We start from the raw sequence: 11682 nt of genomic DNA, 5'->3' as shown, positions 1-11682 counted from the left end.
CTTTGCCGGCTACGAGATGCCGGTTGCCTACCCGCACGGCGTCATCAGCGAGCACCGCCACTGCCGCGCCTCGGCGGCGCTGTTCGACGTGTCGCACATGGGGCAAATTCGTCTGGTGGGCGACGACGCGGCGCGCGCGCTCGAGTCGCTGGTGCCGGCCGACGTAATGGGCCTCGCGCCCGCTCGCCAACGCTATTCCTACTTCACCCATGCGAGCGGCGGCCTGCTCGACGACCTGATGATCACGCGTCGCCAGAGCGACGAGGCCAGCGACCTGCTGCTCGTCGTCAACGCCGCCCGCAAGCACGCCGACCTGCTTCACCTCATCACGAACATCGGCCACCGCTGCTCGATTCAGGCCCTGCCCGAGCGCGCGCTGCTGGCGCTGCAGGGGCCCAAGGCGGTCGCAGCGCTGGCGCGCCTGGACGCGGGCGCGGCGCAGCTGCGCTTCATGACGGGTGCATTCCTGACGCTTGCCGGCAGCCGCTGCTTCGTCACGCGCAGCGGCTACACCGGCGAAGACGGTTTCGAGATTTCGGTGCCGGCGAGCGAGGCACAGACGCTGGCTCGCGCGCTGCTCGCCCAGCCCGAGGTGCAGCCAGCCGGGCTCGGCGCGCGCGACACCCTGCGGCTCGAAGCGGGCCTGTGCCTCCACGGGCACGACATCCACGCCACCACCACGCCCGTCGAGGCAGGCCTCGCCTGGGCGATCCAGAAGGTACGCCGCGGTGGCGGTGCTCGCGCGGGCGGCTACCCGGGCGCCAGCGTGATCGAGGCACAGCTCGTCAATGGTGCGAGCAACAAGCGCGTGGGCCTGCTGGGCCTGGAGCGCGTGCCGGTGCGCGAAGGCGCCGAGATCGTCGACAGCCACGGCCGCAGGCTCGGCCGTGTGACCAGCGGCACCATCGGCCCGAGCGTCAATGTGCCGATCGCGATGGCCTATCTGGCTGCCAACCACGCGCTGAAGGGGCACGAAGTTTTCGCCATCGTGCGCGGCAAGCGACAGCCGATGCGGGTGACGCCGCTGCCGTTCACCCCGCACCGCTATGTGCGTTGATGACGCGCATTGGCAAGAGAAATTCCCAACCTCTCGATCCGGAGCAGACCGATGACGACCAAGTACACGACCGACCACGAGTGGATCAACATCGAGGACCACGACGCGGCCGTCGTCGGCATCACCGCGCATGCGCAGGACGCGCTCGGCGACGTGGTGTTCGTCGAGCTGCCCGAGGTCGGCCGCAGCTTCAAGAAGGGCGAGGTGGCCGGCGTGGTCGAGTCGGTCAAGGCGGCGGCCGATCTCTACATGCCGGTCTCGGGCGAAGTCGTCGAGGTCAACGAAGCGCTGCGCGGCGACCCGGCCCTGGCCAACAGCGACCCGCTCGGCGAGGGCTGGTTCTTCAAGGTCCGCATTGCCGACATGACCGAGTTCGACCAGTTGATGGACGGACCCGACTACGACAAGCTGCTCGCGCCCTCTTGAGCGCCCGATTTGCCACTTGCGTTTTTCCTTCGGCGCGCGGATGCGCCACCCCTGCATCCGCGTCGGCCTCGTCAACCTGACCCAGGTATTGCCATGTTGATGTCCACCCAGTGCTGCCTCGCCGAACTAGAGAACGCGAGCGAGTTCGTCGCCCGCCACATCGGCATCGACGCCGCAGCCGAGCGGCACATGCTCACGGTGATCGGTGCGGCCTCGCGGCGCGCCCTCATCGAGGCGGTGGTGCCGCGCGGCATTGCGCGCACCGACCCGATGCAGCTCCCGCCGTCCACCACCGAAGCCCAGGCACTGACTGAACTCGGGCGCATCGCGGCGAAGAACGTGCTGCGCAAGAGCTGCATCGGCCAGGGCTACCACGGCACCCTCACGCCCGGCGTGATCTTGCGCAACGTGCTCGAGAACCCGGCCTGGTACACCGCCTACACGCCCTACCAGGCCGAGATTTCGCAGGGCCGGCTCGAAGCGCTGCTGAACTTCCAGACGATGGTGGCCGACCTCACCGGCATGGCCCTGGCCAACGCCTCGATGCTCGACGAGGCGACCGCCGCCGCCGAGGCCATGACCCTGGCCGCACGCATCGGCAAGAGCAAGAGCAAGCGCTTCTTCGTCGCCGACGACGTGCTGCCGCAAACGCTGGAGGTGGTTCGAACGCGCGCCCGGCCGCTGGGCATCACCGTCGTGGTCGGGCCGGCAGAACAGGCCACCGAGGGCGAGCCCTTCGCAGCACTGTTCCAGTACCCCGGCGTCACCGGCCGGATTCGCCCGCTCGCGCCGCTGATCGAGGGCGTGCATGCCGGGCACGGCATTGCCATCGTCGCGGCCGACTTGCTGGCGCTCACCTTGCTCACGCCGCCCGGCGAGATGGGCGCCGACATCGCCATCGGCAGCACCCAGCGATTGGGCATGCCGATGGGTGCCGGCGGCCCGCATGCCGCCTACATGGCGATCAGGGACGAGTTCAAGCGCTCGATGCCGGGCCGCCTGGTCGGCGTGAGCATCGACGCGCACGGCGCGCCCGCCTACCGCCTGGCGCTGCAGACGCGCGAGCAGCACATCCGTCGCGAAAAGGCCACCTCCAACATCTGCACCGCGCAAGTGTTGCCGGCGGTGGTGGCGAGCATGTATGCCGTCTATCACGGGCCGCAGGGCTTGAAGCGCATTGCGCTGCGCGTCGCCAGCTACACCGCGCTGCTGGCCGCGGCGCTGGAGGCGTGCGGCTGCACGCTCGGTCACGACAGCGCCTTCGACACCCTGCTCGTGGCCAGCGGTGAGCGCACCGAGTCGCTGCTCGCCGCCGCGCGCGCGGCCGGCTACAACCTGCGGCGCGCGGCGCCGGCGGCCGTGGGCATTACGCTCGACGAGACCACCTCGCGCGACGATCTGCATGCACTGTGGCGCCTGGTGTCGCAGCAACTCGGCAAGGCCGCGGCGACCGCCACGCACAGGCCCCACGACGAGGACGGCTCCGCCTGGTTCGCGCGCTTCGAGAAAGGCGTCGCGCCACTGCTGCCTGAAGCGCTACGGCGCAGCAGCGCCTTCCTCACGCACCCGGTGTTCAACCGCCATCACAGCGAAACCGACATGCTGCGCTACATCCGCAGCCTGGCCGACAAGGACCTGGCGCTCGACCGCACCATGATCCCGCTGGGCTCCTGCACGATGAAGCTCAACGCCACCAGCGAGATGATCCCCATCACCTGGCCGTCGTTCGCCGACATCCACCCGTTCGCGCCGCGCGAGCAACTGGCGGGTTACGCCGAACTCGACGCGCAGCTCTCGCGCTGGCTGTGCGAAGCGACCGGCTATGCGGGCGTGAGCCTGCAACCCAACGCTGGCTCGCAGGGCGAGTACGCCGGCCTGCTCATCATCCGCGCCTGGCACGCCTCGCGCGGTGAGTCGCAGCGCGACATCTGCCTCATCCCCGAGTCGGCGCACGGCACCAACCCGGCCAGCGCGCAGATGGCCGGCATGACGGTGGTGGTGACGAAGTGCGACGCCGACGGCAACGTCGACCTCGTCGACCTGCGCGCGCAGTGCGAGAAGCACCGCGACAAGCTGGCCGCGGTGATGATCACCTACCCCTCGACCTACGGCGTGTTCGACACGCAGGTGCAGGAACTGTGCGCGCTGGTCCACGCGCACGGCGGGCGCGTCTATGTCGACGGCGCCAACATGAACGCGCTGGTCGGCCTGGCAGCGCCCGGCCAGTTCGGCGGCGACGTGAGCCACCTCAATCTGCACAAGACCTTTTGCATACCGCACGGCGGCGGCGGGCCCGGCGTGGGGCCGGTGTGCGTGGCGGCCGACCTGGTGCCCTTCCTGCCGGTACACCGCACGCACCAGGCGGCGACTGAAGGCGCCGCGGGCGTCGACACCGACACCGAGCACGGCGTAGGGGCCGTGTCGGCCGCGCCGCTGGGCAATGCCGGGGTGCTGCCGATCAGCTGGATGTACATGCGCATGATGGGCGCGGCGGGCCTCACCGCCGCCACCGAGTGCGCCATCCTGAGTGCCAACTACATCGCCGCGCGCCTGGCCGACCACTACGACATCCACTTCAGCAGCGGCCTGCCCACCGTCAAGGGCGGCGGCGTGGCGCACGAATGCATCCTCGACCTGCGTCCGCTGAAAGAAAGCTCGGGCGTGAGCGCCGAGGACGTCGCCAAGCGCCTGATCGACTACGGCTTTCATGCGCCGACCTTGAGCTTTCCGGTCGCCGGCACACTGATGGTCGAGCCGACCGAGAGCGAGTCGCTGCAGGAACTGGACCGTTTTTGCGAGGCAATGATCGCCATCCGCTCGGAGATCACCATCGTCGAAGAAGGCATCTGGCCGCGCGACGACAACCCGCTGGTGAATGCGCCGCACACGGCCGAGGCGCTGCTCGTGGCCGACTGGACGCACGCCTACAGCCGCGAACAGGCGGCCTATCCGATCGCCAGCCTGCGGCGGAGCAAGTACTGGGCGCCGGTGGGCCGGGTCGATAACGTGCATGGCGATCGCAACTTGATGTGCAGTTGCGTACCGGTGAGCGCCTACGCTGTATGAGGCAGGCGCCTTGTACGGTCGCTCCCATCCTGGCTCACCGGCTCTCGGCCTGCGGTGCGGTTTCGTATGATGAACTTCTCACTCCAACAGTGACCGAACCGCCTCGCGATTCCCATGAAAAAGCAAAAACTCGTCACCCCCGAGCTGCCCAAGGCAAAGACGGGCATCGAAGGTCTCGACGAAATCACAACGTCGACAAGGTCGACAGCCTCGTCATGACTGGCTGGGGCCAGGAAGAGGACCAGCGGCGCTCACGAGAGGCCGGTTTCGACCACCACCTGGTCAAACCGGGCCACCCGAGCCGACTTGCCGGTCTGCCGGAGCGGGCCGCCACCCGGACCGAACGAGCGTCGCGTTCGACCAACTGACAGCACCACGATGCTCGACACCCTCGAATCCACCGCCCGCCGCGCCAGCGCTGGCCTGCCCTCCTCCGTCAGCCACTGGGCGGTGCGCGCGGTCAGCGAGGTCTCCGAACAGCTGGCGGTGCGCCAGGGCGTGGCCGAAGCGCCCCGGCGCAGTCGCGATGAAGGCGTGATGCTCACCGTGGTCGACGGCAGCGGCATGGGTTATGCCGCCACGTCCGACACCTCGCAAACCGGGCTGCGCGATGCGTTTGCCAAGGCGCATGTGCTGGCCCGCGCCAGCGCCGGCAAGACGGTGTTCGATTACGCCCAGGCGCCGCGCCCGGTCGCCAGCGGCGCCTATGCGAGCCGGGTCGAGCGGCCGGTCGCCTCGGCGGCGCTGGCCGACAAGCTGGCGCTGCTGGCGCGCGTGAACCAGGCGTCGCGCTTCGACGCCCGCGTGGTGGACGCGCTCACCGCCCTGTGGAGCGTGGACGCCGAGCAGCTGTTCTTCACCAGCGAGGGCATGCGCGCCGAGCAGCGCTGGGCCTTCCTCACACCATCCATCCAGGTGACGGCACGCGACAACGGCGTCACCCAGGTGCGCTCCAGCGCCGGCCAGTACAACGGCTTTTGCCAGCAGGGCGGGCTCGAGGTGCTCGAGCGCGCGCGCTTCGAGGCCGACGGCGAGCGCGTCGCGCGCGAGGCGCTCGAGCTGGTGGTCGCCGGCCACTGCCCGAGCGGGCGCATGGACCTGGTGCTGATGCCCGACCAGATGATGTTGCAGATCCACGAAAGCATCGGCCACCCGCTCGAGCTCGACCGCATCCTCGGCGACGAGCGCAACTTCGCGGGAACGAGCTTCGTCACGCTCGACATGTTCGGCAGCTACCAGTACGGCAGCGAGTTGCTCAACGTGAGCTTCGATCCGACCCGCGAACATGAATTCGCCGGCTTCGCCTTCGACGACGAAGGCACCCCGGCCGAGCGCCGCATGCTCATCGAGCGCGGGCGGCTGATGCACCCGCTCGGCGGCAGCCTGTCGCAGGCGCGCGCGCGCGCCGCCGGCCACGACGTGGGCGGCGTGGCCACCACGCGCGCGGCCAGCTGGAACCGCGCGCCGATCGACCGCATGAGCAACCTCAACGTCGAGCCGGGCGACACGAGCATGGCCGACATCATCGCGAGCATCGAGCTCGGCGTGGTGATGCACACCAACTGCTCCTGGAGCATCGACGACTCGCGCAACAAGTTCCAGTTCGGCTGCGAATACGGCCGCGTGGTGCGCGACGGCCGGCTCGCCGAGGTGGTGCGCAACCCCAACTACCGCGGTATCAGCGCCACCTTCTGGCGCTCGCTCGCGATGGTGGGCGACGCGAGCACCGCCGAGGTGATGGGCACGCCCTTCTGCGGCAAGGGCGAGCCGTCACAGGTGATTCGCGTCGGGCATGCGGCGCCGGTGTGCAAGTTCTCGAGTGTCGACGTGTTCGGGGGGGCGGCGTGACGAGCTCCCTGACAGATCGCGCGCATTTCGACGCCCTCGCCGACGCCCTCTGCAACGCCGAGGGCGTGGACCGCGTGAGCCTGGCGTTCAACGCCGAGGCGTCCGATTTCCTGCGCTTCAATCGCGCCGCACTGCGCCAGGCCACCCACGTGCTGCAGGCCCAGGCCACGCTTGGCGTCGTGCGCGGTGCGCGCCGCGCCGAAGCCAGCCTCGTGCTCAGCGGCGACCTGGCCCACGACACGCGACGCCTGCGAGACGAGCGCGCGCGCCTGGCCCGCGATCTCGACGTCATCGCCGACGATCCCTACCTGCTGCTGCCGGCTGCCGCCAGCCTCAGCACGCGCGAGGACGCGGGCGCCCTGCCGAGCGCGCAGACGGTGATCGACGCGGTGCGCGAACACGCCGCGGCGCTCGACTTCGTCGGCTTCTACGCGGGCGGCCCGGTGGTGCGCGCCTACGCCGACAGCCTGGGCTCGCGCCACTGGCACCGCGTGGAGAGCTTTCATTTCGGCTGGTGTGTCTACCGCTCCGCCGACAAGGCGGTGAAGACCGCCTACGCCGGCACGCACTGGGACGACGCGGTCTTTGCGGCGCGCGTGCGCGAGGCCGCCACGCGCGCTTGCCTGCTGCAGCGCCCGCCGCGCAGGCTGCAACCCGGCGCCTACCGCGCCGCTTTCAGCCCGGCGGCCATGAGCGAGCTGCTCGGCGCGCTCGCCTGGAGCGGTTTCAGTCTCAAGGCGCGGCGCACCGGCGTGTCTTCGCTGATGCAGTTGGCGCACGGCGACGCGCGCCTGCACGCCAGCCTGCACCTGCATGAAGCCACCGCCGAGGGCATCGCACCGGCCTTCACCGACGACGGCTTCGTCAAGCCCGCGTCGGTCACGCTCATCGAGGGCGGCTGCGCCATCGGCACGCTCAACTCGCCGCGCTCGGCACGCGAATACTTCGAGGCCGCCAACGGCGCCTCGCCCGAAGAATTGCCGGAGGCGCTCAGCCTCGGACCCGGCACCCTGCCGCACGACCAGCTGCTCGCAACGCTCGGCACCGGCCTCTACGTGAGCAACCTCTGGTACCTGAACTACAGCGACCGGCAGGCCTGCCGCATGACCGGCATGACACGCTTCGCCTGCTTCTGGGTCGAAGACGGCGAGCTGGCAGCACCGCTGGACGTGATGCGCTTCGACGACTCCTTCCTGCGCCTGTTCGGCCAAGGCCTGGTCGGCCTCACCGACCGCGCCGAACTCGTGCCCGACACCGACACCTACCAATCGCGCCGGCTCGCGTCGATCACCACACCGGCCGCGGTGGTCGAGGGCTGGCGGCTGACGCTGTAGCGACCCTGGCGACTCCGCGCGTTCGGGCCCCGGCCAAGCGTCGCGGCCAGGGCCGTTGCGCTCAGCACCCTTGCCGCGGGCACGCGCAGCAGCGCTTGCAATAATCCTGGCAATGAACCGCCCCGTGCAGCCGCTGCCCACACCCGCCCCTGTTCTTGCGCCGCATGCGCCGCTGCCGGCCTGGTACGGCGATGAAGACGAGCATCAGCGTTTCTTGCGCAGCATCTTCGACGACACCGCGCCGGATTACGAGCGCATCGAGCGCATCCTCGCGCTCGGCTCGGGGCCGCGGTATCGCCGCAAGGCGTTGCAAGACGCCGGCCTCGCGGTCGGCGCCGACGTGCTCGACGTGGGCATCGGCACCGGGCTGATGGCGCGCGAGGCGCTCGGGCTGATCGGGCCGAAGGGCCGGCTGGTCGGTGTCGATCCGAGCCCCGGCATGATGGGTGAGGTGGGCATTGCCGGGCTCGAGCTGCTGCAGGGCCGCGCCGAGGCGCTGCCGCGCCCCGACGCGAGCTGCGACTTCCTCTGCATGGGCTACGCGCTGCGCCACATTGCCGACGTGAGCGCGGCATTCGCCGAGTTCGAGCGCGTGCTGCGCCCGGGCGGTCGGGTGCTCGTGCTCGAGATCACGCGCCCCGCGAGCCCCGTCGGCAACGCCCTGCTCAAGGCCTACATGCGCACGGTGGTGCCCCTCATTGCGCGCCTTGTCTCGGGCGGCCACGACAACGCGCGCCTGTGGCGCTACTACTGGGACACGATCGAGGCCTGCATCGCGCCCGAAGCGGTGCTGGCCGCGCTCGGCAGCGCCCGCTTCACCGACGTGCGGCGCACGGTCGACCTCGGCATCTTCTCGGCTTACACGGCCGTCAAGCCCGCATGATTTCGGCCCCGACTGCGGCACAGGGCGAGCGCTGCGACGTGCTCGTGATCGGTGGCGGCCCGGCGGGCGCCACCATCGCCGCGCTGCTGGCCGCGCAAGGCCGCGACGTGCTGATGCTCGAGAAGGCACACCACCCGCGCTTTCACATCGGCGAGTCGCTGCTGCCGGCCAACGTGGCGCTGTTCGAGCGGCTCGGCGTACGCGACGCGGTGGAGCGTATCGGCATGCGCAAATGGGGCGTGGAGTTCGTCTCGCCCGACCACGCGCACCAGAGCTTGCTGGAGTTCGGCGACGCCTGGGACAAGACCATGCCCTACGCCTGGCAGGTGCGACGCTCGGAGCTGGACGAACTGCTGTTTCGCCACGCCCAGCAGCGCGGCGCGCGCACCCAGGAAGGCTGCCGCGTGCGCGAGGTCAGCTTCGACGACGAAGGCGCCACCGTGGAGGCCCGGCTCGACGACGGTGCGCGCCGCAGCGTGCGCGCCCGCTTCGTCGTCGACGCCTCGGGGCGTGACACCTTCCTGGCCAACAAGCTGCGCTCCAAACAGAAGAACCCCAAGCACAACAGCGCGGCACTGTTCGGCCACTTCACGGGCGCCCAGCGCCTGCCCGGCCGGCTGGAAGGCAACATCAGCATTTTCTGGTTCGCCCACGGCTGGTTCTGGTTGATTCCGCTGGCCGATGGCAGCACCAGCGTGGGCGCGGTGTGCTGGCCCTACTACCTGAAGTCGCGCGACAAGCCGCTGGCGGATTTTTTTGCCGACACCATCACGCTGTGCCCGCAGCTCGGCGAGCGCCTGGCGAACGCGAGCTTGGTGGGCGGCACCGTGCATGCCACCGGCAACTACTCCTACGGCGGCACGCATTGCAGCGGCGAGCGCTACCTGATGCTCGGCGACGCCTACACCTTCGTCGACCCGGTGTTCTCCTCGGGCGTCTACCTGGCGATGCAGAGTGCCTTTGAAGGCGCGGGCGTGGTCGCCACCTGCCTGGACCGCCCGGCCGAGGCAGCGCGTGCGCGCAGGCGCTTCGAGGCGATGATGAAGAAGGGCCCGCGCGAGTTCTCATGGTTTATCTTGCGCGTCACCAACCCGACGATGCGCGAGTTCTTCATGGGCCCGGCGAATCCGCTGCGCGTGAAAGAAGCGCTGTTGTCGCTGCTGGCCGGCGACATCTACGGCAAGACGCCGATCTGGCATTCGCTGCGGGTAATGAAGGGCCTTTACTACCTGTTTTCGGTGGCCAACATGCGGCGCACCTTCACCGCCTGGAAGCGGCGGCGCGAAAACATCCGCGACCTCGGCCCGCTGTCCGGCGAAACCCTCGTCGAGGGCCCGTGATGGTGCTGGCCCCGAGCGCAGGACCGCGCCTTCGCGCCGAGCGCATGAGCCCCGGCGACTGGGTCACCCTCGAGACGGGCGCCGACCCGTCGCGCGGGCAGCAGCATGGGCTGCATCCGCCGCATCCGCAGCACCCGCCCCTGGGCGGTCTGGGCTACGGCGTGCCGCGCGCCGACGGGTTGGCGGAGCGCCTGCTCGGCGAGGGCGGCGCACGCGTGGACGCCTGGTTCGGCGGCGCCGACCTCGAGCGCGGCCGCTGCGGGAGCGTCGCGTGGCGCCATGACGGCCATTGGCTCTACGGCACGCTCGAGTTAGACGAAGCCCGCGAGCCCGCCGGCCTGGCCGCGCTCGCCGAGCGCGCCTACCGCGACGTGTTTGCAAGCCTTGCGCACACCGGCTGCGACCACCTGCTGCGCGTGTGGAACTACCTGCCCGCCATCAATGCCGACGGCGGCGGGCTCGAGCGCTATCGGCAGTTCAACCTCGGCCGCCAGCAAGCCTTTTTGGACGCCGGCCGCGCCGCTTTCGACGGCGCACCCGCCGCCTGCGCGATGGGCACGCGCGACGGCCCGTTTCGCCTGCACTTCCTGGCTGGCCGCGTGCCGGCACTGGCGATCGAGAACCCGCGCCAGGTGTCGGCCTACCGCTACCCTGCCGCCTACGGTCCGTGCAGCCCGACCTTTTCGCGGGCGGCGCTGGTCGAAGCGGGCCAGGGGCAGCTCGCGCTGTTCATCTCCGGCACCGCGAGCGTCGTCGGCCACGCCAGCGCGCATGTCGGCGACGTAGAGGCGCAGACGCACGAGACGCTGGCCAACTTGCGGGCGGTGATCGACGCGGCACGCGCGCGCTGCAGCGCGCGCTTCGAGCTGGCCTTGCTCGACTGCATCGTCTACGTGCGCCTCGAGCAAGACTGGCCGGCCATTCGCGCCGTGCTCCAGGGCGCCCTCGGCGCCGAAGCGCCGGCGCTGCGCGGCGCCGTGGCGCTGCAGGCCGACATCTGCCGCAGCGACCTGCTGGTAGAGATCGAGGCGCATGCGTTCGAACCGGGAGAGTTGCTGAAATGAAGCGCATGCGGATCGAACGCGTGACGCTGCAAGCTGTGACAAGGACGGTGGCGAGGACGTTGGCGGCGCTGGCCGTGGCGCTGGGTGCGGGTTCGGCAACGGCGGCCGAACGCCCGCTGTGGGAGCTGGGCCTGGGCGCCGGCGCGCTGCGCCTGCCGCACTACCGCGGCTCCGACCAGTCGCACGACTGGCTGCTGCCGGTGCCCTACGTCGTCTACCGCGGCGAGATCTTCAAGGCCGACCGCGACGGTGCGCGTGCGGTGCTGTTCGAGTCGGAGCGCGTCGACTTCGACCTCAGCGTGTCCGCGAGTGCGCCCACGCGCAGCAAGGACAACGAAGCCCGTCGCGGCATGAGCGACCTGTCGCCGACCCTCGAATTCGGCCCCAAGATCAACCTGAACCTGACCAGGGGCAGCGATTGGAAGCTCGACTTGCGCGCACCCGTGCGTGCCGCGTTCACGCTCGATGGCCGCCCCGAGATGGTCGGCTGGACCGCCACGCCCAGCATCAACCTCGACCTGCCCGGGCGGCTCGGCTGGAACCTCGGCCTGCAAGCCGGGCCGGTGTGGGGTAGCCGGCGCTGGCACGCCTACTTCTACGACGTGCCGGTGGCGTTGGCCACCCCCGAGCGGCCCGCCTACCGCTCCCGCGGCGGCTATGCGGG

General features: G+C 70.1%; 9 protein-coding genes. All 9 read left to right on the top strand.

What is annotated here, in order from left to right; all coding sequences use genetic code 11:
- Window positions 1–1057: glycine cleavage system aminomethyltransferase GcvT (gene gcvT, locus RMO12_RS01215; RefSeq protein ID WP_309637902.1), on the top strand; the 1057-nt coding region annotated here is incomplete at its 5' end.
- Window positions 1058–1108: 51 nt separating this feature from the next.
- The gene (gene gcvH, locus RMO12_RS01210) at window positions 1109–1483 is read left to right on the top strand and encodes a glycine cleavage system protein GcvH (protein ID WP_309625714.1); all 375 of its coding nucleotides are present in this window, start codon (window positions 1109–1111) and stop codon (window positions 1481–1483) included.
- A 93-nt stretch (window positions 1484–1576) separates the two neighbouring features.
- A complete protein-coding gene (gene gcvP, locus RMO12_RS01205) occupies window positions 1577–4549 on the top strand; it encodes an aminomethyl-transferring glycine dehydrogenase (RefSeq protein WP_309637901.1) in 2973 nt (990 codons plus the stop codon).
- A 378-nt stretch (window positions 4550–4927) separates the two neighbouring features.
- A complete protein-coding gene (locus tag RMO12_RS01200) occupies window positions 4928–6397 on the top strand; it encodes a TldD/PmbA family protein (RefSeq protein WP_309637900.1) in 1470 nt (489 codons plus the stop codon).
- Entirely contained in the window at window positions 6394–7731 is a 1338-nt protein-coding gene (locus RMO12_RS01195) for a metallopeptidase TldD-related protein (protein ID WP_309637899.1), read from the top strand. Before RMO12_RS01200 ends, RMO12_RS01195 begins: the two co-directional genes overlap by 4 nt.
- Window positions 7732–7843: 112 nt before the next feature.
- Window positions 7844–8614 carry a class I SAM-dependent methyltransferase gene (locus RMO12_RS01190; protein WP_309637898.1) on the top strand — a complete coding sequence of 257 codons (771 nt, stop codon included), beginning with the start codon at window positions 7844–7846 and terminating at the stop codon, window positions 8612–8614.
- On the top strand, window positions 8611–9954 hold the full coding sequence (locus tag RMO12_RS01185) for an NAD(P)/FAD-dependent oxidoreductase (protein WP_309637897.1): 1344 nt from the start codon (window positions 8611–8613) through the stop codon (window positions 9952–9954). The genes RMO12_RS01190 and RMO12_RS01185 overlap by 4 nt, the downstream gene beginning before the upstream one ends.
- Entirely contained in the window at window positions 9954–11018 is a 1065-nt protein-coding gene (locus RMO12_RS01180) for a Rid family hydrolase (protein WP_309637896.1), read from the top strand. The genes RMO12_RS01185 and RMO12_RS01180 overlap by 1 nt, the downstream gene beginning before the upstream one ends.
- The coding region (locus RMO12_RS01175) for a MipA/OmpV family protein (RefSeq protein WP_309637895.1) at window positions 11015–11682 on the top strand (668 nt) is incomplete at its 3' end. The genes RMO12_RS01180 and RMO12_RS01175, both read left to right, overlap by 4 nt.

It is taken from the genome of Methylibium sp., from assembly GCF_031393925.1.
Classification (GTDB): Bacteria; Pseudomonadota; Gammaproteobacteria; order Burkholderiales; family Burkholderiaceae_C; genus Methylibium.
Note: the sequence above shows the minus strand (reverse complement) of the source record. Positions and strands in the feature narration are given on the sequence as shown.

What these genes read in the sequence shown, in the direction of transcription:
- RMO12_RS01200 (WP_309637900.1), top strand. Translation starts at nt 4,928, where the DNA reads ATGCTCGACACCCTCGAATCCACCGCCCGCCGCGCCAGCGCTGGCCTG.
- RMO12_RS01190 (WP_309637898.1), top strand. Translation starts at nt 7,844, where the DNA reads ATGAACCGCCCCGTGCAGCCGCTGCCCACACCCGCCCCTGTTCTTGCG.
- gcvH (WP_309625714.1), top strand. Translation starts at nt 1,109, where the DNA reads ATGACGACCAAGTACACGACCGACCACGAGTGGATCAACATCGAGGAC.
- gcvP (WP_309637901.1), top strand. Translation starts at nt 1,577, where the DNA reads ATGTTGATGTCCACCCAGTGCTGCCTCGCCGAACTAGAGAACGCGAGC.
- RMO12_RS01180 (WP_309637896.1), top strand. Translation starts at nt 9,954, where the DNA reads ATGGTGCTGGCCCCGAGCGCAGGACCGCGCCTTCGCGCCGAGCGCATG.
- RMO12_RS01185 (WP_309637897.1), top strand. Translation starts at nt 8,611, where the DNA reads ATGATTTCGGCCCCGACTGCGGCACAGGGCGAGCGCTGCGACGTGCTC.